This window comes from Telluria mixta (assembly GCF_029223865.1).
Taxonomy (GTDB): Bacteria; Pseudomonadota; Gammaproteobacteria; order Burkholderiales; family Burkholderiaceae_D; genus Telluria; species Telluria mixta.
Genome location: NZ_CP119520.1, coordinates 3,964,551 through 3,984,889 on the forward strand (window position 1 = coordinate 3,964,551; position 20,339 = coordinate 3,984,889).

Annotated in this window: 15 protein-coding genes and 4 tRNA genes; 13 read left to right on the plus strand and 6 right to left on the minus strand. The window is 65.7% G+C overall.

What is annotated here, in order from left to right:
• Positions 1-46: 46 nt before the first annotated feature.
• The 4 genes from P0M04_RS17585 to P0M04_RS17600 all read left to right on the plus strand — a co-directional run bounded on the left by P0M04_RS17585 (position 47) and on the right by P0M04_RS17600 (position 5,546).
• Positions 47-2,308 carry an ATP-binding protein gene (locus P0M04_RS17585; RefSeq protein WP_259447789.1) on the plus strand — a complete coding sequence of 754 codons (2,262 nt, stop codon included), beginning with the start codon at positions 47-49 and terminating at the stop codon, positions 2,306-2,308.
• A gap of 200 nt (positions 2,309-2,508) precedes the next feature.
• Positions 2,509-4,398 carry a S53 family peptidase gene (locus tag P0M04_RS17590; RefSeq protein ID WP_259447788.1) on the plus strand — a complete coding sequence of 630 codons (1,890 nt, stop codon included), beginning with the start codon at positions 2,509-2,511 and terminating at the stop codon, positions 4,396-4,398.
• A 19-nt stretch (positions 4,399-4,417) separates the two neighbouring features.
• The gene (locus tag P0M04_RS17595) at positions 4,418-4,954 is read left to right on the plus strand and encodes a PEP-CTERM sorting domain-containing protein (RefSeq protein ID WP_259447787.1); all 537 of its coding nucleotides are present in this window, start codon (positions 4,418-4,420) and stop codon (positions 4,952-4,954) included.
• Positions 4,955-4,967: 13 nt separating this feature from the next.
• Positions 4,968-5,546: a hypothetical protein gene (locus P0M04_RS17600; RefSeq protein ID WP_259447786.1), complete on the plus strand. Its 579-nt coding sequence runs from the start codon at positions 4,968-4,970 to the stop codon at positions 5,544-5,546.
• Here P0M04_RS17600 and P0M04_RS17605 read toward each other — a convergent pair.
• Positions 5,498-6,601 carry an aldo/keto reductase gene (locus P0M04_RS17605; protein WP_259447785.1) on the minus strand — a complete coding sequence of 368 codons (1,104 nt, stop codon included), beginning with the start codon at positions 6,599-6,601 and terminating at the stop codon, positions 5,498-5,500. The two genes, P0M04_RS17600 and P0M04_RS17605, sit on opposite strands and share 49 nt — an antisense overlap.
• Before the next feature lie 102 nt (positions 6,602-6,703).
• Here P0M04_RS17605 and P0M04_RS17610 point away from each other — a divergent pair, with 102 nt between their 5' ends.
• Positions 6,704-7,615 (plus strand): LysR family transcriptional regulator, encoded by a 912-nt coding sequence (locus P0M04_RS17610; protein ID WP_259447784.1) that lies wholly within the window; start codon positions 6,704-6,706, stop codon positions 7,613-7,615.
• A gap of 14 nt (positions 7,616-7,629) precedes the next feature.
• Here P0M04_RS17610 and P0M04_RS17615 read toward each other — a convergent pair whose 3' ends face one another.
• Positions 7,630-7,986, minus strand: coding sequence for an NTF2 fold immunity protein (locus P0M04_RS17615; RefSeq protein ID WP_259447783.1), 357 nt, complete (start codon positions 7,984-7,986; stop codon positions 7,630-7,632).
• A gap of 66 nt (positions 7,987-8,052) precedes the next feature.
• Entirely contained in the window at positions 8,053-10,149 is a 2,097-nt protein-coding gene (gene uvrB / locus P0M04_RS17620; RefSeq protein ID WP_259447782.1) for an excinuclease ABC subunit UvrB, read from the minus strand.
• A gap of 107 nt (positions 10,150-10,256) precedes the next feature.
• On the opposite strand from uvrB, the gene P0M04_RS17625 reads away from it, so the two are divergent.
• From P0M04_RS17625 to P0M04_RS17635, 3 genes are all read left to right on the plus strand, one after another.
• Positions 10,257-11,468 carry an amino acid aminotransferase gene (locus P0M04_RS17625; RefSeq protein ID WP_259447781.1) on the plus strand — a complete coding sequence of 404 codons (1,212 nt, stop codon included), beginning with the start codon at positions 10,257-10,259 and terminating at the stop codon, positions 11,466-11,468.
• Between the two features lie 165 nt (positions 11,469-11,633).
• A tRNA-Asn gene (locus P0M04_RS17630) sits at positions 11,634-11,709 on the plus strand.
• Between the two features lie 66 nt (positions 11,710-11,775).
• A tRNA-Asn gene (locus P0M04_RS17635) sits at positions 11,776-11,851 on the plus strand.
• 43 nt (positions 11,852-11,894) lie between these two features.
• Here P0M04_RS17635 and P0M04_RS17640 read toward each other — a convergent pair.
• From P0M04_RS17640 to purT, 3 genes are all read right to left on the minus strand, one after another.
• Positions 11,895-12,983 carry a PepSY-associated TM helix domain-containing protein gene (locus tag P0M04_RS17640; RefSeq protein WP_259447780.1) on the minus strand — a complete coding sequence of 363 codons (1,089 nt, stop codon included), beginning with the start codon at positions 12,981-12,983 and terminating at the stop codon, positions 11,895-11,897.
• A gap of 3 nt (positions 12,984-12,986) precedes the next feature.
• Positions 12,987-15,050 (minus strand): TonB-dependent siderophore receptor, encoded by a 2,064-nt coding sequence (locus tag P0M04_RS17645; RefSeq protein WP_259447779.1) that lies wholly within the window; start codon positions 15,048-15,050, stop codon positions 12,987-12,989.
• A gap of 98 nt (positions 15,051-15,148) precedes the next feature.
• Complete coding sequence (gene purT / locus P0M04_RS17650) at positions 15,149-16,309, minus strand: formate-dependent phosphoribosylglycinamide formyltransferase (protein WP_281042038.1); 1,161 nt, start codon at positions 16,307-16,309, stop codon at positions 15,149-15,151.
• A gap of 158 nt (positions 16,310-16,467) precedes the next feature.
• On the opposite strand from purT, the gene P0M04_RS17655 reads away from it, so the two are divergent.
• The 5 genes from P0M04_RS17655 to P0M04_RS17675 all read left to right on the plus strand — a co-directional run bounded on the left by P0M04_RS17655 (position 16,468) and on the right by P0M04_RS17675 (position 20,319).
• A tRNA-Asn gene (locus P0M04_RS17655) sits at positions 16,468-16,543 on the plus strand.
• 52 nt (positions 16,544-16,595) lie between these two features.
• The gene (locus tag P0M04_RS17660) at positions 16,596-17,690 is read left to right on the plus strand and encodes an acyl-CoA dehydrogenase family protein (RefSeq protein ID WP_259447777.1); all 1,095 of its coding nucleotides are present in this window, start codon (positions 16,596-16,598) and stop codon (positions 17,688-17,690) included.
• 22 nt (positions 17,691-17,712) lie between these two features.
• Positions 17,713-17,788: transfer RNA gene (locus P0M04_RS17665), tRNA-Asn, on the plus strand.
• Positions 17,789-17,906: 118 nt separating this feature from the next.
• Complete coding sequence (locus P0M04_RS17670; RefSeq protein ID WP_259447776.1) at positions 17,907-19,025, plus strand: alpha/beta fold hydrolase; 1,119 nt, start codon at positions 17,907-17,909, stop codon at positions 19,023-19,025.
• Positions 19,026-19,101: 76 nt separating this feature from the next.
• Positions 19,102-20,319: a YeeE/YedE family protein gene (locus P0M04_RS17675; protein WP_259447775.1), complete on the plus strand. Its 1,218-nt coding sequence runs from the start codon at positions 19,102-19,104 to the stop codon at positions 20,317-20,319.
• Positions 20,320-20,339: the final 20 nt, after the last annotated feature.

Genomic DNA, 20,339 nt, shown 5'->3' on the forward strand with positions numbered 1-20,339 from the left:
CTGGCCATCGTTGCCCGATGTCCAGTCCAGGAACCGTGGGTCCACAATGAACCAGTCGCTCTCCCGCCGAACGACGATCAGCTATTACCTGGTCATCCTGTTGCTGCTGGCGACGCCGGCGCTGCTGGTCTGGCAGCACTACGGGATGGTCCGGACCATCGAGATCTCGCCCAGCCAGCCGCACGGCGCCCGGGTCGCCGACGACCGGCCCGAGTTGAAAGGCAATTCGGTCGCCATCCTGGAGCGCACGCCCGATGCGCTCGTCATGCGGTGCGCGCTGGGCACGGTCGCGACGTACGGGTTCTGCAAGATGCAATTCCTGCTGGGCCGGCCGGGCAAGGGGATCGACCTGTCCGGGTTCGATTCGATCGATTTCGACCTGCGCTACACGGGACGGCCGCCGCACCTCATCAAGCTGCATGTGATGAATTTCGAGCCGGAGTTTTCCACGCCCGGCGACTGGAATTCGCAGCGGTTCAACGAGGCGGAAATCGAATTGCCCGAGCAGGCCACGTTCACGATTCCGATGAACGTGCTGCGCACCGCCGACTGGTGGCGCAGCACGCACAAGGTCCCGCTGTCCAAGAGCTATGCTCGGTTCGACCGGGTGACGGCCGTGGAATTGTCGACGGGGGCCGTTCCGCACGGACAGTCGATCACGCTCGAGGTGCGGTCGATCCGGTTCCACGGCAAGTGGATCTCGAAGACGGCGCTGCTCATGGGCCTGGTGTTCGCCTGGATCGCCTGCGGCATCCTCGGCCTGTCGCTGGGCCTGTTGCATTTCCGGGCCAGCCTGTCCGACACGACATCGCGCCTGGAACACCTGGCCGCCGTCGACCGGGAACGCAAGGCGGCCGAGGCGGCGCGCGAGGCGGCGCTGGCGGAGGCGGTGGGCCTCGCGCGCCAGCGCAGCAATTTTCTGGCGCAGATGAGTCACGAATTGCGCACCCCGCTCAACGCCATCATTGGCTATGCGCAATTGCTCAAGCGCGACCGGCACCAGTTGAACGACCGGCAGGCCGCCAGCGTCGCCACCATCCACGAGAGCGGCCAGCACCTGCTCACCCTCATCAACGACATCCTGGACCTCGCTCGGGTCGAGGCCGGCAGGATGGAGCTGTATCCTGCCGCGGTCCACCTCGGCACGTTCCTGCAGGTGGTGGTCGACATCATGCGCGTGAAGGCCGAGGAAAAGGGCCTGGCGTTCGAGTACGCGCTCGCGCCCGACGCGCCGGCCGCGGTGACGATCGACGAGACGCGCCTGCGCCAGGTGCTGCTCAACCTGCTGGGCAACGCGGTCAAGTTCACCGATCGCGGGACGGTCTCGCTGCGGGTGCTGCGCGTGCCGTCCTCCATCGGGGACGACGCCTGCGTGCGGCTTCGCTTCGAGGTGACCGACACCGGGATCGGCATGAGCCCGCAACAGCTGGGGCGACTGTTCCAGCCGTTCGAACAGGTGGCCGACATGCCGCGGCGCGCCGGCGGCACGGGCCTGGGCCTGGCCATCAGCCAGCAACTGGTGCGCCTCATGGGCGGGAACATCGACGTCGCCAGCGAACCAGGCAAGGGCAGCGCGTTCTGGTTCGAACTCGCGGCGCCAGTCGCCACCGGCAGCCCGGCCAACCTGCCGGCACCGGGCACGATCGTCGGCTATGAAGGCGAGCGCAAGCGCGTGTTGATCGTCGACGACGTGCCGCAGAACCGCGCGATGCTGATCGACCTGCTGCAGTCGATGGGCTTCGTCGTGGCCGCGGCCGAGAACGGCCTGGAGTGCCTCGTGCTGCTCGACAGCTTCAAGCCCGACCTGATCGTGATGGACGTCATGATGCCCGTTATCGATGGCAACGAGACGACGCGGCGGATCCGCCTCATGCCCGCATGGCGCCGGGTCCCGGTCATCGCCGTGACGGCGGGCGCCAGTCCCGACGACGAAGCGCGGTGCCTGGAAGCGGGCGCGAATGCCTTCGTTCCCAAGCCGGTCGAACACGATGTCCTGCTCCGCACCATCGGCACGCTGCTGGCGCTGACCTGGATCACCGGCCGCCCTGCGCAGGAAGCGCCGCCGGAGGGAGAAGAGGCCGCGCTGGTCGTTCCGCCCACCGACGAGATCGAGGTGCTGTGGCAGCTGGTGCGGATCGGGAACATGCGCAAGATCCGCGAACAGGCCGGCCACCTGCGGACGCTCGATCCGGCCTACGCGCCGTTCGCCGACCACGTGGATGCGCTGGCGCGGGGCTATCACTCGAAGGACCTGGCCGCCTTCGTGGCGCGCTACCGGACCGAAGACGCGGTGCGGCCAGCGGTTTGATGACAATCAAATACATGTGTGTCGGGAAAATTTACATCGTTACAACTATTCGACACAATTCAATCCGGTAAAAATGAAACAAGCGTTTGATTAATCAAGGAAATAACTCTTGGTTACAGATAATGGCATACCCCTTGCTTGATTGCGGATGAGCCTGCCGTTTCCCGGCGGGATCTTCAACAATCGACAGGGAGTCTGATTTGAGAACGCTTACCGCAATCGCTGTTGTCATCGGCGTGCTGACCACGTCGCTGGCGCACGGCGCCACGACCTCCACCCAGTTCCACCTCGACCGCGACGCCCGCATCGTCGACCTGGGCATCGCGCCCCAGTCGGAAGTGCGGCAGATCACGCTGTCGCTGGCCGTCAGGAACGCCGCCGCGATGGAAGCACACGCGGCGTCCATCGTCGACCCGTCCAGCCCGAACTACCGCAAATTCCTGACGCCGGCACAGGTCGGCAGCCTGTATGGCCAGGACGCGACGTCCATCGCCCAGGTCGTCAACTTCCTGCAGTCCCAGGGCCTGACGGTCACGAAAGTCTATGCGAACAACCTGCTGATTTCCGCGAAGGGCACGAATGCGCAACTCGCCGCCGTGTTCGGCAGCCCGATCCATGCTTACCGGACGCTGGGCCGCACCTACGAGGCGCCGGCGGGCACGACCGTCGTGCCCGCCAACTTGTCCGGCATCGTCAAGGCCGTGCACGGCCTGAACGGCCGGCCGCTCTTCCACAGCAATATCGTGCGCCAGCCGGCCTCGGGCGTGGCGACCGGCGAGTCGAAGCTCGTGCCGAGCCGTGTCCCGACGGCGAATGCCGCGGCCGCATCGCTGCCGGGCGAATACACGGTGCGGGACCTGGCCGCCAAGTACAACGTCAACCCGTTGTATTCGGCCGGCGTGACGGGCGCCGGCAAGACCATCGGCATCGCTACCCTGGCCGGCTATCGCCAGTCCGATGCGTATGGCTACTGGAATGCGCTGGGCCTCGCCGTCGCGCCGAACCGCATCACCGACGTGCTGGTCGATGGCGGTCCGCTGCCGGATGACGGTCCGGGCAGCGACGGCGCGGGCGAGACCACCCTCGACATCGAGCAATCGGGCGGCGTGGCGCCGGGCGCCAACATCCGCGTCTACCTGGCGCCGAACCAGGGCAATGGTTTCCTGGACATGTTCGCGACGGCCGTCGACGAGAACATCGTCGACACGCTGTCCGTGAGCTGGGGCGCCGCCGAGATCTTCAACGCCCCCGAGGACCTGGCCGCGTTCCACGCCGTGTTCATCCAGGCCGCGCTGCAGGGCATCCCCGTGATCGCCGCGTCGGGCGACGCCGGCGCCTTCGACATCAACAGCGTGCTGCCGTATCCCGCCTGCACGACCCTGCTGACGACCGATCACCCGGCGTCGGACACAGCCGTCCTCGCGGCCGGCGGCACGACCTTGCCGCACACGCAGGTGCACAAGTACGGCAATATCACGATCCCGACCGAGCGCGCCTGGGCGTGGGACTACCTGCGCAACTACATCACGCAGTACTACGGCCAGACGACCTATTACACGGATTATTTCCCGGTCGGCGGCGGTGGCGGCGTGAGCGTCGATTTCGGCCGGCCGTCGTACCAGAACAACCTGGCCGGCGTGGCATCGACGTCGGCGGCGCAGAGCCTGTACTGCAAGGCGTCGGTGCTGGGCGATCCGGGCACGGGGTACGAGTGGCTGATCGACCTGCCGCCTGCCACCCCGGGGCGCAACCTGCCGGACGTGTCGCTCAACGCCGACCCGTACAGCGGCTACCTCGTGTACTTCGAAGGGCAGTGGGGTTCGGGCAGCGGCGGCACGAGCTTCGTCGCGCCGCAACTGAACGGCATCTTCACCCTGATCGCCGCCGGCAGGAACAGCCGCCTGGGCCTGCTGCACCCGCAGCTGTACGGCGCCTTCAAGACCTATGGCTATGGCGCGAAGTCGCCGTTCCGCGCGATCACGGCCGGCACGAACCTCTACTACAAGAGCACGAACACGTTCAATCCGGCGACGGGCCTCGGCTCGCTCGACGTGACGAACCTCGCGCGCGCTCTCGGCGTGAATCTGTGAACCTTTCGGGAAGAACCACATGAAATCGATCAAACACATGCTGCTCGGCCTCGTCCTCGCGACCTGCGCCGTCTTCAACGCCTCCGCCACGCCGACGTACACGGACATGTTCTTCGTCGTGCCCGAGTTCGGCTCGACCACGACGCAGACCTGGGACTTCGGCATCTCGGCGCCGGGCGCCCTGGCCGGCGAGACGTTCGAGTTCGACTTCCTGTTCAACACGCCGCCCGAGCCAGCCTGGTTCTCGTTCGTCGTGTTCCCGGACTTCGCGGGCTCGATTGCATTCACGGACCTGGGCTTTTTCGCGGGCGACCTGTTCACGCCGATCGACGCGCTGAGCCTGAGCCTGGCGAGCGAACTGGCCAGGGGCGCGGGCTGGATCACGAGCGGGACCTATGACCTGCGCCTGGGCGGCACGTTCCTCGTCGACGGTGCCGGGTTCACGGGGCGTGCCGTTTCCGATATTCCGGAGCCGGTGAGTCTGGCGCTGGTGGCGCTCGGTCTGGCCGGGATGGTCGGGGTGCGGCGGCGCAAGGCCGTTGTGGAGGCGGATTGATGTGAAGGCCGGCATGCCGTCGCGACGCCTTGCCGCGTTGCTCCTGTGCTGTGCGACACATGGCGCCGCGGCGGACCTCTGCCCGCGGACCGACCGGAACGCCGAATGGTCGACGCGATGCTTTCAAACGACGGGCGCCGCCCGGAAGGTGGAGGCCCGCTTCGTCAATCGGCTCCGGTCGGCCCCGACCACCATCCTGATCGCGGAAACGCGCGAACTCGTCGCCGTCGACGTGCACGGCCGCGTGATCGTGCCGAACATTGCCTACACAGGTGACTTCGACATGCCCAATCCCGACGGCATCGAACGGTTCACGTCTGCCGGACGCCGCTGCGGCTACTTCATCGGGGCGACGTTCGACATCATCGTGCCCGCGCAATTCGACCATTGCGAAGCGTTCGCGGACGGGACGGCTCAGGCCTGTACCGGTTGCGTCGCGCGCTGTATCGATACGGACTGCCACGGCAAGACGATGGTTGGCGGGCAGGGCGTAGAGCTGGACACGTCAGGCCGGATACGCCGGCGTTTCGCCATTGGCCGACATTACTCGACCCCGCTTCCCGAGCCCTCGACGAGCACCGGCGCCCGATAACCCGTCGGCTTGTCGCCAACCCGGGCGCCGCCGTACATCATGCCCTGCATCGCATTCGTGAAGAAGTAGTAGGGGAACGGCGTCACGGGCTTGCTGGCCTCATCCAGGCGGTGGGCGAGCTCGGCGGGGAGCTCGAAGTCCAGCGCCCCGAGATTCGTTTTTAATTGCTCCGGCCGCGACGCGCCCACGATCACGCTGGCCACGCCCGGACGGTTTGCCACCCAGTTCAGGGCCACCTGTGCCATCGGCCGGCCGATCTCGTCGGCCACTTTTTCCAGTTCATCGACGATCTGGAAATTGCGCTCCGTGAGGTGCTGGAAGGCCGGATTGCCGTTGCCCTGCATCGCGGCGAGACGGCCGTCGGTGGCGGCGTCGCGCTTGTACCGCCCGGCCAGCAGACCGCTCGCCAGCGGGCTCCACACGGTGATGCCCATGCCGAGCTCGGTGGCCAGGCGCGTGTATTCGTGTTCGATGTTGCGCTCGACGAGCGAATACTGCAGCTGCAGCGCCGACACCGGTTCATAGCCGCGCCATTCCGCCAGGGTCTGGGCGCGCGCCGCGTACCAGGCTGGTACGTCCGACAGGCCGATGTGGCGGATCTTGCCGGCGCGGACCAGATCGTCCAGGGTGCGCATCACTTCTTCGACGGGCGTCAGCTGGTCCCAGGCGTGGACGTAGAACACGTCGAGGTAATCCGTCTGCAGGCGCTTGAGCGAGCCTTCGACGGCACGCAGCAGGTTCTTGCGGCCGTTGCCGCCGCCGTTCGGATTCGCGGCCGCCAGGTTGAACGTGTATTTGCTGGCCAGCACGAGTTCGTCGCGCGAGCCGCTGGCCTTGATGAATTCGCCCAGCCACGTTTCGCTCGTGCCGTTCGTGTACACATCCGCCGTGTCGATGAAGTTGCCACCGTGGTCGCGATAGAGATCGAAGACGGTCTCGGCCGCTGCCTTGTCGGAACCCCAGCCCCATTCCGTTCCAAACGTCATCGCGCCCAGCGACAAACGGCTGACGCGCAGGCCCGTGCGGCCGAGGGTGTAGTAGATGGGCTGATTCATGGTCGTTCTCCTTGTTCGTGAGTGAATGAACGACAGAATAGCCGGCTCGATAAGGAAGAAAAACATGCATAATCTTCATTCCTTATTAAGCTCGACTTCATAATGAAACTGACGCAACTGGACGGCCTGCTGGCCTTTGCCACTGTGGCGAAGCAGGGCAATTTCACGGCCGCGGCCGCGTTGCTGGAGGTAACGCCGTCGGCGGTGAGCCAGACGGTGCGGCAACTGGAGGAACGGCTGGGCGTGCGCCTGTTGAACCGGACGACGCGCAGCGTGAGCCTGACGGAAGCGGGGGAACAATTTCTCGCACGCGTGGGTCCTGCTGTCGCCGAGCTCACGCAGGCGGCGGCCGAGCTGGACGCGTTCCGCAGCGGACCCAGCGGCATCTTGCGGCTGAACATGGCGAACATCGTGTACGCCGTCTGGCTGCGTCCGTTGCTGCCCGGTTTTCTCGCAAGCCATCCCGGCATCAAGGTCGAACTCGGCTTCGACGAGGGCTTCGTGGACATCGTCGCGGGCGGCTTCGATGCCGGCGTGCGCCTCGGCGAATCCGTCCAGCTCGACATGGTGGCCGTGCCGCTCACGCGGCAGGAGCAGTTGTGCATGGTGGCGTCGCCGGACTATGTGGCGCGGCGCGGGCTGCCGCGCACGATCGAGGAACTGCAGCAGCAAGATTGCATCCGCTATCGGTTCCGCAAGAACAATGCGATCTACCGGTGGGAGCTCATGCGGGATAGCAACCTCGTCGACGCGGAGGTCGACGGGCGGCTGATCCTGACGAACAGCGCGTCGATGGCGGGCGCGGCGCGCGACGGGATCGGTATCGCCCACGTCTTTCGCCGGCAGGTCGAAAGCGACCTTGCCGCGGGCCGGCTCGTGCCCGTGTTGCCGGCGTGTTGGTCGACACAGCCGGGGTTTCATCTCTACTATCCGACGCGGCGGCATTTGCCTGCGAAGCTGCGGGCGTTTATCGATTATTGCGCTGAACGGTTGGGCGGTGCGGATGAACAGTGAAGTTCGACGCAACTTTACTTCGTGTGAAAAATCGTGATGATTCGCCCGTTCATCTTATCGATCACTGCAGTCGCTGTCCCACCAACCCTTCCTTTCGGAAGCGTACCAGTCACGGTCCAACGGCCGTCCTTTAGCGTTGCCCGATAAGGGGCTTCTTCAGCGACATTCTTCTTGCCATATATTGGCTCCCACACGGCGACGGCTATGGCAACAGCTGTTGCCGGATCAGGAACAACGCCATTAGCTGGCTGATATCCCGCCACGGATTCGGATTCTTTTAGCTGCTGTTTGTCGACCTGTTCAGCCGCATGCGTGAGGGTAAGGTCAGTCGAAGCGAGGACAAGCAAGAGAAATACCGAAGTGATTCGCACGAGTTAAGCCCCGAGTCCGAAGCGAAGGCAGGAAAAACGGCTCCGAAGAGCCGTTTCGCTTGATGCTTACTTGCCGAGAATCGACACCACGTTGTCCGCCCCCGGCGCCCCGAACGCCTGCTGCTTGAGGACATGCAGTTGATCGCGCACCTGGGCCGCCTTCTCGAACTCGAGGTTCTTGGCGTGGTCGACCATGAGCTTTTCGAGGCGCTTGATCTCTTTCGAAATCTGCTTCTCGCTCATGCCCTCGACCTTGGCGGCGTCTTCCGACAAGCCGACGTCGTTCAGCATGGCCTTCTGCGCGGCCGCGCTGTAGACGCCGTCGATCATTTCCTTGATCTTCTTCTGCACGCCCTTCGGAGTGATGCCGTTCGCCTCGTTGAACGCGATCTGCTTGGCGCGGCGGCGTTCCGTTTCGTCGATCGCGCGCTTCATCGAATCCGTGATCTGGTCCGCGTACAGGATCGCCACGCCGTTCAGGTTACGTGCCGCGCGGCCGATGGTCTGGATCAGCGAGCGTTCCGAACGCAGGAAGCCTTCCTTGTCGGCGTCCAGCACGGCCACGAGCGACACTTCCGGCAGGTCGAGACCCTCGCGCAGCAGGTTGATGCCGACGACGACGTCGAACGTGCCCAGGCGCAGGTCGCGCAGGATTTCCACGCGCTCCACCGTGTCGATGTCGCTGTGCAGGTAGCGCACCTTGATGCCGTGGTCGGACAGGTATTCCGTCAGCTGCTCGGCCATGCGCTTGGTCAGCGTCGTGACCAGCACGCGCTCGTCCTTCTTGATGCGGTCCGTGATCTCGCCCATCAGGTCGTCCACCTGCGAACGCGCGGGTTTGACGATGACCTGCGGGTCGACGAGGCCCGTCGGACGCACGACCTGCTCGACGACGTTGTCGGCTTTTTCCTTTTCGTAGTCGGCCGGCGTCGCGGACACGAAGATGCACTGGCGCATCTTGTTCTCGAATTCCGAGAATTTCAAAGGGCGATTGTCGAGCGCGGAGGGCAGGCGGAAGCCGTAGTCGACGAGGTTCACCTTGCGCGAACGGTCGCCGTTGTACATCGCGTTCAACTGGCCGATCATCACGTGCGACTCGTCCATGAACATCAGCGCGTCTTTCGGCAGGTAGTCGATCAAGGTGGGCGGCGGTTCGCCCGGCATCGAGCCTGACAGGTGGCGCGAGTAGTTCTCGATGCCCTTGGTAAAACCGACTTCGGCCAGCATCTCGAGGTCGAAGCGGGTGCGCTGCTCGAGGCGTTGCTCTTCCAGCAGCTTGCCCTGCTGGCGGAATTCCTCCAGGCGGTCGCGCAGCTCGGCCTTGATGGAGTCGACGGCCTTCAGCACGGTCGCGCGGCCGGTGACGTAGTGCGAGCCCGGGTACACGGTGAAGCGCGGAATTTTTTGACGCACTTTGCCGGTCAGCGGGTCGAACAGTTGCAGCGATTCGATCTCGTCGTCGAACATCTCGACGCGGATCGCGAGCTCGGCGTGTTCGGCCGGGAAGATGTCGATCGTGTCGCCGCGCACGCGGAACGTGCCGCGCGCGAAGTCCATTTCGTTGCGCGTGTACTGCATCTGGATCAGGCGCGCAATGACGTCGCGCTGCGCGACCTTGTCGCCCGTGCGCAACGTGAGAATCATCTTGTGATACTCGTTCGGATTACCGATACCGTAGATGGCCGACACGGTTGCGACGATGACGACGTCGCGCCGCTCCATCAGCGACTTCGTGCACGACAGACGCATCTGCTCGATGTGCTCGTTGATCGACGAGTCCTTTTCGATGAACAGGTCGCGCTGCGGGACGTACGCTTCCGGCTGGTAATAGTCGTAGTACGAGACGAAGTACTCGACGGCATTCTGCGGGAAGAACTCGCGGAACTCCGCGTACAGCTGGGCCGCGAGGGTCTTGTTCGGGGCGAACACGATCGCCGGACGGCCTGCGCGGGCGATCACGTTGGCCATCGTATAAGTCTTGCCGGAACCGGTCACGCCGAGCAGCGTCTGGTACATCAGGCCGTCATCGATGCCTTCCACCAGGCCTTCGATCGCCGTGGGCTGGTCGCCCGCGGGCGGGAAGGGCTGGTGCAGCTTGAACGGGGAATCCGGGAACGTGATGACCGTGGGTGCTGGTGAATTTGCAACCGATAAATCTGCCATTGGATCAGACCTTTGCTAGAATGAGAATCCGCCTGCGATCTGGCATCGTCCAGACCGCCTATCTATACAACCGCTGCGAACCCAGCCGACAAACCAAGTTTATCACGATGAATTCCCCAGCTTCTGCCAGCATCTTCAGCGCCATCGCCATGGCTCCCCGCGACCCGATCCTCGGCATCACCGAGGCCTTCAACGCAGATACCAACCCCGCCAAGATCAATCTGGGCGTGGGCGTCTACTACGATGACAACGGGAAAGTGCCGCTGCTGGAATGCGTTCAGAAAGCGGAAGCGAAGTTGATGGAACAACCGACGCCGCGTACCTACCTGCCGATCGAAGGCCTGGGTGCGTACGACAAAGCTGTACAAGAACTCGTATTTGGTGCCGACAGCGCCGTAATTCAAGAGAAACGTGCAGTCACGGTGCAAGCCCTGGGCGGCACCGGCGCGCTGAAAATCGGCGCCGACTTCCTGAAGCGCTTCTCGCCGGATTCGCAAGTCTACATCAGCGACCCGAGCTGGGAAAACCACCGCGCGCTGTTCGAAAGCGCCGGCTTTACCGTCAACAACTACGCCTACTACGACGCGGCCACGCACGGCGTCAACTTCGAAGGCATGCTGGCCGCGCTGAAAGCGATGCCGGAAGGCGCCATCGTCGTCCTGCACGCCTGCTGCCACAACCCGACCGGCGCCGAACTGAATGCCGACCAGTGGGGCCAGGTGATCCAGGTCGTGCGTGAAAACAACCTGATCCCGTTCCTCGACATGGCCTACCAGGGCTTCGGCGACGGCATCGCGGAAGACGGCGCCGTCGTCCGCCGCTTCACCGACACCGCCGGCCCGCTGCTGGTGTCGAACTCGTTCTCGAAGTCGTTCTCGCTGTACGGCGAGCGCGTGGGCGCACTGTCCGTCGTCGCATCGACCGCGGAAGAGGCGGCCCGCCTGCTGTCGCAGCTGAAGCGTATCGTCCGCACGAACTACTCGAACCCGCCGACGCACGGCGGCAAGGTCGTCGCGACCGTCCTGTCGACGCCGGAACTGCGTCAACTGTGGGAAGACGAGCTGGCCGGCATGCGCGTCCGCATCAAGCAGATGCGCGACGAGCTGGTCAAGAAGCTGGCCGAAAAGGCACCGAATTCGGACTTCGCCTTCGTGCGCGAGCAGGTCGGCATGTTCTCGTACTCGGGCCTGACGAAGGACCAGGTCGAGAAGCTGCGCGCCGAATCGATCTACGCCGTGGACACCGGCCGCATCTGCGTGGCCGCGCTGAACTCGAAGAACATCGATCGCGTCGTTGACGCCATCGCAAAAGTTCTCTAAAATCTCGGCCTTCCGCTAAGCAATCATTGTTAGCGTATCAGGGGCATTGAAGAGCCGTCGCGAGCGGCAGCAGTTCCGGTCGAGAAGCGCAGCCGTACTTACGGTACGGCGAGCATCGCAGACCGGAAATGCAACGCGCAGCAGGCTATTCAAGCCCCCACCAATTCCCTGATAGCTCAGTCGGTAGAGCGACGGACTGTTAATCCGCAGGTCCCTGGTTCGAGTCCAGGTCGGGGAGCCAAGTTTCCGCACGGTTGCGTCCAACCTGTGCAAGCCGTTGGTGAGCGGCTATAATACCAACACCTATTCCCTGATAGCTCAGTCGGTAGAGCGACGGACTGTTAATCCGCAGGTCCCTGGTTCGAGTCCAGGTCGGGGAGCCAGAATTTCTGAAGGGGCATCGAGCGATCGATGCCCCTTCGTCGTTTACGCCCCGCGCCGCTTCCACCACAGCACGAGCCCGCTCCACAGCACGACGATGCTGAGCACGTCTAGCAGCAGCCACAGCAGCTTCAGCGCCAGGCCGCCGTAGTCGCCGAAGTGCAGCGGTTGCGACAGCATCAGCGCGGACACCGTCCACGGCATGCTGCCCGTCGCGACGACGTCGTGCGTGACCGCGTCGATCATCACGATGTCCAGCAGTTTCGATGTCACGGCCGTGTCGCCCTGCATGAAGGCGATGAAGTGGCGCGGCGTCGCGAAGCCGTTGCCGGGGTAGGCCATGAAGCTGAGCGACATGTGCGGCCGGGCGTGCTTTGCGGCGTTCACGGCGGCGGCGGCCGACGGCGTGGCTGTCACGGGCGGCAGGTGCGCGTACGGGGCCGCCAGCGCCGCCAGTTCCGTCGCCTGCCATTGCGCGAAGATGGGCCGGTTCAGCGCATTGACGGTGCCTGTCAGGCCGACGACGAACAGCCACGCGAGCGTCGCCATGCCCAGCACGTTGTGCCGGTCCAGCCAGGATATGCGGCCCGCGCGGGCGTGCCGCACGGTGCCGAACTTCAGCTTGCGCATGTGCGGGCCGTAGACGACGACCCCGGACACGATCGACGCCGCCAGCAGCATGCCCATGAATCCGAGCAGCAACGTGCCGGGCAGGCCCGAGTACATGTCCGTATGCAGGCGCAGCATCACGGTCATGAAGCCGCTGTCGAGCGGATAGTCGCTCAGGAAGGCGCCTGTGCGCGCATCGTACGTGTAGTACGCGGTGAGGCCCGGGTCGTCGACGCGCGCGGCCATGCGCACGTTGACGAGGTCCGGCTCGTCCGCCTCGGCCACGATGAACTGCGGCACGTCGTGCGGACGGCGGCGCTGCGCGTCGGCGACGATGGCGTCCAGGTCGGCGCGCCGCGCTGCGTCACGTCCGGCCAGCGCCGGCGCCTCGACGCTGTTGCCGAGCGCATGGTTCAGCTCGTGCGAAAAGATCAGCGGCAGCCCCGTTACGCACAGCATCAGCAGGAACACCATGCAGACGAGGCTCGTCCACTTGTGGATGGCATACCAGGTACGGTAGTGCATCGCTCAGAAACGGGTCGACAGGCTCATCTCGACGCTGCGCTGCGCGCCCATCCAGCAATTGTTGGCGTCGTGGCAGGCGCCGACGTAGCGCTTGTCGGCGAGATTGCTCACGGTGACGCCCAGCGTCGTGCGGTCCGTCAGCCGGTACGATGCGGCCGCGTCGATCAGCGCATAGCCCGGCACGGTCGCCGTGTTCAGGGCATCGGCCTGGCTGCGGCCGATGTAGCGCACGCCGCCGCTCAGGTCCAGGCGCGCGGCGGCGCTCCAGTTCAGCCACGCCGACGCCTGTTTGTCGGCGACCCAGACCGGCGTCTTGCCGATCAGCGACGGGTCCAGTTCGTTCTTCGTCACCTGCATGTCGAGGTGGGTGAGGGCGACGGTGAGGTCGAGGTCGCCCGTGACGATCTGGCGCCACGACACTTCCTGTCCCTTCGACTGGACCTCACCGTTCTGCGTGTAGCGGTTGAACGTGGGCGTGTTGACGACGACGTTCTGCTTGCGGATATCGAACCACGCGCCCGTCAGCTGCGTGCGCCGGTCGGGCGACTGGTATTTGACGCCGGCTTCGACCTGCTTCGCCGTCGTCGGCTTGAACGCGTTACCTGTCAGCGAATCCACACCCGACGTCGGCTCGAACGACGTCGAATAATTCACGTACGGCGCGACGCCGTTGTCCAGCTTCCAGATCGCGGCCAGGCGGCCGCTCGTGCGGCGTTGCGCGATGCGCGTGGCCGCGCCACCGTTGTCGTCGGTGCTGCGGTAGCGGTCGCGGCGCAGGCCGGCGACGACCGTCACCGGGCCCCATTTCGCCTCGTCCTGCGCGTACCAGCCGAGCTGGGACTGGTCGATGTCGTGCCGTTCCGTGTACGTGTCGAACGGCAGCCTGGATGGATCCAGCAGGTTCCAGTCCGGGTTGCCCAGGTCGATGGTGGGCGTGTCCGTGCTCAGCGTGTCGCCGTAGCGCACGTGCGAATCCATCTTCTGGTAATCGACACCGGCCAGCAGGCGGTGCGCGATGGGGCCGGTGGCCGTGCGGAACGCGAGCTGGTTGTCGGCTACCCAGCCGTCCTGGTGCTCGTCCGTGAAATAGGCGGAGCGGATGAGCGTGCGGCCGTCGGCCTGCAGGCCGTAGTTATACGTGTTGCGCTGGAAGCCGTCGGCCTTCGTCCAGCGCACGTTCTGCAGGAACATCACGCCGTTGCCGAACGCATGCTCGAACTTCCAGCCCGCCATCCTGACCGTGCGCGACATGCCGGCCCAGTTGACGTCGCCCGCGTACGCGTCGCTGTCCAGTTCGCCGTACGGCGCGGGACGCAAGGTGCCCGTGGCCGGCAGCGGCGTGGACGGCACCAGCGCCGGGTCCTTCTGGTAGTAGGCGTTCACGTTCAGCTTCGTATCGCGCGAGATGCGCCACGTCGCGGACGGCGCGAGCAGGTAGCGCTCTTCGCGCGTCGTGGCCTGCTGGCCGTCGCGCTGGCGGCCGAGGGCGAGCAGGCGATAATCGACGTCCCGCGACAGCGGCCCCGTGCTGTCGAGCGCCAGTTCCCGCAGGTTGTCGTTGCCGATACGCACACGCACGACGTTGTCCTGCGTGGACTGCGGCTGCTTGGCCGTCTGGTTGACCATGCCGCCCGGCGGCGCCGAGCCGTACAGCACGGACGTCGGCCCTTTCAGCACCTCGACGCTGCCCGTCGCCCACGCGTCGACCTGCGGCACGAGGTTCCACAGGCCGTTGTACTGCAGGGGCAGGCCATCGTAGTAATTGCGGTAGCTTTCGAAGCCGCGGATCGTGTACTGGTCGAAGATGGTCACGTTCGGCCGGCTTTCAGGCGTCACGCCGGAGACGTAGCGCAACGCCTCGTTGACGGTGTCCACCTGGCGCTTCGCCAGCAGGTCGCTGTCGTAGACCTCGTAGCTCATCGGCGCCTCGAGCGGCTTCAGGTCGGACTTGGTGCCCGTCGTGCGGTAGCCGGTGGCGCTGACGTGGACCTGGGTGACTTCGTCCTGCGCATGGGCGAGGCTGGCGCAAACGGATGCGACGAGGAGGGCGATGAGATGACGGTTCATGGTTGTAATGCAAATGATAATGAGAACGATTATCATTTTATGTTCGGCATCTGTCAACCCGACCTGGGCACAAAAAAGGGCGCCGCGGCGCCCTGTGATCACCGTTTGCCGGACACGGGCCTGACCTTGCCCGCCGCCTCCAGCGCCCGCGCCCGCGCGGTGTCGACATCGTCCGCCGTCGCCAGCGCCACGCCCATGCGGCGGCGCTGGAACGATTCCGGCTTGCCGAACAGGCGGATGTCGCTGCCCGGCACGCGCAGCGCGTCGGCCACGCCTTCGAACGCGATACCCGCTTCTTCCAGCTGGCCGTAGATCACGGCGGACGCCCCCGGCGCGCGCAGCGCCGTGTTCACGGGCAGGCCGAGGATCGCCTTGGCGTGCAGTTCGAATTCGCTCTGCACCTGCGTCGCCATCGTCACCATGCCGGTATCGTGCGGGCGCGGACTCACTTCCGAGAACCACACCATGTCGCCCTTGACGAACAGCTCGACGCCGAACACGCCACGGCCGCCCAGGTTGGCCGTGACCTTGTCCGCGATCTCCTGCGCACGCTGCAAGGCGAGCGGCGCCATCGGCTGCGGCTGCCACGATTCCACGTAGTCGCCATGCACCTGCTTGTGGCCGATCGGTTCGCAGAAGCGCGTCTCGACATTACCGTCGACACCGACGGCGCGTACGGTCAGCAAGGTGATCTCGTAATCGAAGTCGATGAAACCTTCAACGATGACGCGGCCCGCGTCCACGCGCCCGCCGGACGCGGCGTAGTGCCACGCGTTCTCGACGTCGGCGGCGCTGTCCAGCTTCGACTGGCCCTTGCCCGACGACGACATCACGGGTTTGACGACGTTCGGGAAACCGATCTCGGCGCAGGCGGCTTTCAGTTCGTCGAGGCTGGATGCGAAGCGGTACGGCGACGTGGCCAGGCCCAGTTCCTCGGCGGCGAGGCGGCGGATGCCTTCGCGGTTCATCGTCAGCTGTGCGGCGCGCGCGGTCGGAATGCAGGTGATGGCACCTAGCGCTTCCAGCTCCGCCAGCTTGGCGGTCGCGATCGCCTCGATCTCGGGCACGACGAGATCCGGCTTCTCCTGTTCGATCAGCGCGGCGAGGGCGGCGCCGTCCGTCATGTCGATGACGTGCGCGCGGTGCGCGACCTGGTGGCCGGGCGCGTCCGGGTAGCGGTCGACGGCGATCACTTCGACGCCGAGACGTTGCAGGGAAATGATCACTTCCTTGCCGAGCTCGCCGGAGCCGAGCAGCATGACTTTCGTTGCGGAAGGGGAGAGGGGCGTGCCGAGGATGGTCATTGGTCAGTAGGGGCAGGTCGGGAAGACGGCGACTATAGCAAACAGTGCTTGCGGACGCACGCCGCGGGCGCGATTTGGCAATTCCCGGATTCCTGCTATAATATTGCCTCAATTCCCTGATAGCTCAGTCGGTAGAGCGACGGACTGTTAATCCGCAGGTCCCTGGTTCGAGTCCAGGTCGGGGAGCCAGAATTCAAAAGGCCGCGTTATCCAACGCGGCCTTTTTCGTTTCCGCCCTGCCATGACTATCCTTTCCCCGCGCGACGCCGCCCGCATCGACCACTACGCCGCCATCGCCGACACGGACGGCTGGCTGCACCCCGTCCAGCAGGCCCTGATCCATCACCGGGGCTGGCTGCGCATGCTGGCGCCGCGCGCCGTCGGCGGGGAAGAGCGGCCGCTGCCGGACGTCGTGCGGCTGGAAGAAGCCATCGCCCGCGTGGACGGCAGCGTCGGCTGGACCGTCACCCTGTGCGCCGGCGCGGGCTGGTTCGCGGGCTTCCTGCCGCCGCACCTGGCCCGCGCCATTCTCTCCACGCCGCGCGCCTGCCTCGCGGGCAGCGGCGCCCCGACCGGCCACGCGGACCGCGACGGCGACGGCTGGCGCATCGAGGGCGAATGGGACTACGCCAGCGGCGCGCCGATGGCCACGCATTTCACGTTCAACGCGTACCTGCGCGCGGATGGCCATCCATTGCTCGATGCGGCCGGACAACCGCGCATCCAGGCGTTCGTGGTGCCGAGGGAGATCGTCGAGATCGTGCCCCGCTGGCGCAGCATCGGCCTGCGCGCGACGGCATCGCACGCGTACCGGATCCGCGGCGCGTGGATCCATGCCGACCACGGTTTCGTCATCGATCCGGACGCCGCGCGCGAGCAGGGGCCGCTGTACCGCTTTCCATTTCTCCCGTTCGCCTTCGTCACGCTGGCCGCGAACGTGGCCGGGATGGCGTATCACTTCGTCGACCTGGCCCGTGCCTGCATCGCGCGCCGGCGCAACCGGTTCGGCGGGCAAAACGAGTTGCTGATCGAGGTGCCGGCCGTGCGCGCGGTGCTGGATGGTGCTTCTTCCCGACTCGATGACGTGCGCGGCCGGTTCTATGCCCTGCTCGACGCGACGTGGGCCGACGTCGTTGCCGGCGCCCCCGTCGCGGACGGGCAGGCCGCGCAGATGCAGGCGCTGGCGCAGGAGTGGGTGGCGGCGTCGCGCCACGCCGTCGACACCTTGTATCCGTACTGCGGCCTCGTGGCGGCCAGCGCCGACAGCGCCGTCAACCGCGTCTGGCGCGACTTCCACACGGCGTCGCAACATGCGCTCTTGCTGCCGCAGAACTGAGCCGCTATAATGCGGCCTCCTTTCCCTGATAGCTCAGTCGGTAGAGCGACGGACTGTTAATCCGCAGGTCCCTGGTTCGAGTCCAGGTCGGGGAGCCAGAATTTCGAAAGGCCGCGTCTGTGACGCGGCCTTTTTGTTTTGCGCTGGCAAGCGAACAATGCAGTTCGGGTAGGCGGGCTAAGATCGGGTGTCGATTTTCCACCCCTCGGAGCACGCATGTTCATTCTTCCACTACCTTTCTTGTTGAGCACCATCGCCAGCATCGCATCGCTGGCCCTGCTGGCCGGCGGCATCTGGATGGTCTGGGGCTGGTTCACCGGCGCCCTCATCGCCGTGGCCTGGCTCTGGTCCGGTATCGCCTCGATCGCATGGTCCCTGTTCGGCCGCATGATCGTCCTCGCTTTTTATCCTCGTGGCACGGACTCCCCGCCCACGACGCATGCCGATGCCGGCCAGATGCTGGACGCCCCGGACGGCAGCCGCCTCCACATCGAATTCGACGGCCCGGCCGACGGTCCGGTCCTCGTGCTGACCCACGGCTGGGCGCTGGACAGCGACGCGTGGTACTCGGTGCGCCGCGAACTCGCGCAGACCTATCGCCTGGTGCTGTGGGACCTGCCGGGACTGGGCCGGTCGAGCCAGCCGGCCGACCGCCGCTACTCGATCGAGCGCCTCGCCGAAGACCTGCGCACGGTCATCGCCCAGACCGGCAACGCGCCCGTGACCCTCGTCGGCCACAGCATCGGCGGGATGATGATGCTGACGCTGGCGCGCCTGCACCCCGACCTGTTGCGGACCAAGATCAACGGCATGGTGTTGATGGACACGACGCACACGTGGCCGCTGAAGACGGTCATCGGCGGCGGCCTGATGCGCCTGCTGCGCTGGCCCGTCATCGAACCGCTGCTGCTGCTCACGATCGTGCTGTCGCCACTGATCCGGCTGAGCAATTTTATGAGCTACATGAACGGTACGAGCCACATCGTGAACCGGCTGACGTCGCTGAGCGGCAGCGTGACGCGCGAACAGCTCGACTTCGCGTCGCGCTACAACGTCAAGGACACGCCATCGGTCATCGCCAAGGGCCTGCGCGCCGTCCTGCGCTGGGATGAGACGGCGACGCCGGGCGCGATCCGCATCCCCGTGCGTGCGATCACGGGCGACGTCGACAAGCTGACGAAGCCGGAAGCCGGCATCGAGATCAGCCGCCTCGCCCCGAACGCCGATTTCGTCAGGCTGGCGCCGGCCGGGCACAATGGCCTCATCGAGCAGGGACCGAGGTATGCGGAAGCCATCCGGCAATTCATGCGGCGCACCACGCTGGCGGCCTCCTGAGTAACGAACTCGACACCTGCGTGGAACGAGGAAACGCGCGACAATAACGAATTACGTTTCTTCAGGCACCTATCCCATGTCCACACTCGCTACGTCTTCACTGCCGCGCGGCGCCGACATCAACCCGAAACCGCTCGGCATCGCGCTGTTGCTCATCGTCCTCGGCGCCTGGTATCTGGCGCAGACCGTTGGGGCAAAGCACGCCGCGCTGTTCGTCGTCGGCGCGCTGCTCGGCCTCGCGCTGTACCACGCCGCGTTCGGCTTCATGTCCGCGTGGCGCGTCTTCATCGCGGACGGCCGCGGCGCCGGCCTGCGCGCGCAGATGATCATGCTCGCGGTCGGCGTGGCGCTGTTCTTTCCAGCACTGTCTGCAGGAACGTTGTTTGGTAATCCCGTCACGGGCCTCGTATCGCCCGCGGGCACGTCCGTCATCATCGGCGCGTTCATGTTCGGCATCGGCATGCAGCTGGGCGGCGGTTGCGCGTCCGGCACGTTGTACACGGTCGGCGGCGGCAGCACGCGCATGATCGTGACCCTGCTCGCGTTCATCACGGGTTCCGTCATCGCGACCGCGCACATGCCGTTCTGGACGTCGCTGCCGCAACTGAAACCGGTCTCGCTCGTCAAGACGCTGGGCCTGGCCCCGGCGCTGCTGCTCAACTGGAGCGTGTTCGCGCTGATCGCGTTCGTCACCGTCGTCGTCGAGAAGCGCCGCCACGGCCGCCTCGTCGACCCGACCGTGCGGCCCGCGCACAGGTCGCCATGGCTGCACGGGCCGTGGCCGCTGGTGGCCGGTGCCATCGCGCTCGTCGTGCTGAACTTCGCGACGCTCGCGCTGTCCGGCAGGCCGTGGGGCGTGACGTCCGCGTTCGCCCTGTGGGGCGCCAAGGCCGCGCAGGCGATCGGCATCGATACGGCGAGCTGGACCTACTGGTCGACGAAGGCGAACGCCGCCGCGCTGGCCGCGCCCGTGTCGCACGACGTGACGTCGGTGATGGACATCGGCATCGTGCTGGGCGCGATGCTGGCGGCGGCGCTGGCTGGCCGGTATGCGCCCGTGTGGCGCGTGCCGCTGCGCTCGCTCCTCGCGGCCGTCGCCGGCGGGCTGATGCTCGGCTATGGCGCGCGTCTGGCGTACGGCTGCAACATCGGCGCCTACTTCAGCGGCATCGTGTCGGGCAGCCTGCACGGCTGGCTGTGGCTCGTGGCCGCGTTCGCCGGCAACGTCTTCGGCACGCGGCTGCGGCCGCTGTTCGGGCTCGAAGTGGAACGAGTGAAACCGAGCGGCTGCTGAGGCCGGGTCGCTGCAAGCTT

What these genes read in the sequence shown, in the direction of transcription:
- P0M04_RS17585 (WP_259447789.1), top strand. Translation starts at nt 47, where the DNA reads ATGAACCAGTCGCTCTCCCGCCGAACGACGATCAGCTATTACCTGGTC.
- P0M04_RS17595 (WP_259447787.1), top strand. Translation starts at nt 4,418, where the DNA reads ATGAAATCGATCAAACACATGCTGCTCGGCCTCGTCCTCGCGACCTGC.
- P0M04_RS17600 (WP_259447786.1), top strand. Translation starts at nt 4,968, where the DNA reads ATGCCGTCGCGACGCCTTGCCGCGTTGCTCCTGTGCTGTGCGACACAT.
- P0M04_RS17605 (WP_259447785.1), bottom strand. Translation starts at nt 6,601, where the DNA reads ATGAATCAGCCCATCTACTACACCCTCGGCCGCACGGGCCTGCGCGTC.
- P0M04_RS17610 (WP_259447784.1), top strand. Translation starts at nt 6,704, where the DNA reads ATGAAACTGACGCAACTGGACGGCCTGCTGGCCTTTGCCACTGTGGCG.
- uvrB (WP_259447782.1), bottom strand. Translation starts at nt 10,149, where the DNA reads ATGGCAGATTTATCGGTTGCAAATTCACCAGCACCCACGGTCATCACG.
- P0M04_RS17625 (WP_259447781.1), top strand. Translation starts at nt 10,257, where the DNA reads ATGAATTCCCCAGCTTCTGCCAGCATCTTCAGCGCCATCGCCATGGCT.
- P0M04_RS17640 (WP_259447780.1), bottom strand. Translation starts at nt 12,983, where the DNA reads ATGCACTACCGTACCTGGTATGCCATCCACAAGTGGACGAGCCTCGTC.
- P0M04_RS17645 (WP_259447779.1), bottom strand. Translation starts at nt 15,050, where the DNA reads ATGAACCGTCATCTCATCGCCCTCCTCGTCGCATCCGTTTGCGCCAGC.
- purT (WP_281042038.1), bottom strand. Translation starts at nt 16,309, where the DNA reads ATGCTGCTCGGCTCCGGCGAGCTCGGCAAGGAAGTGATCATTTCCCTG.
- P0M04_RS17660 (WP_259447777.1), top strand. Translation starts at nt 16,596, where the DNA reads ATGACTATCCTTTCCCCGCGCGACGCCGCCCGCATCGACCACTACGCC.
- P0M04_RS17670 (WP_259447776.1), top strand. Translation starts at nt 17,907, where the DNA reads ATGTTCATTCTTCCACTACCTTTCTTGTTGAGCACCATCGCCAGCATC.
- P0M04_RS17675 (WP_259447775.1), top strand. Translation starts at nt 19,102, where the DNA reads ATGTCCACACTCGCTACGTCTTCACTGCCGCGCGGCGCCGACATCAAC.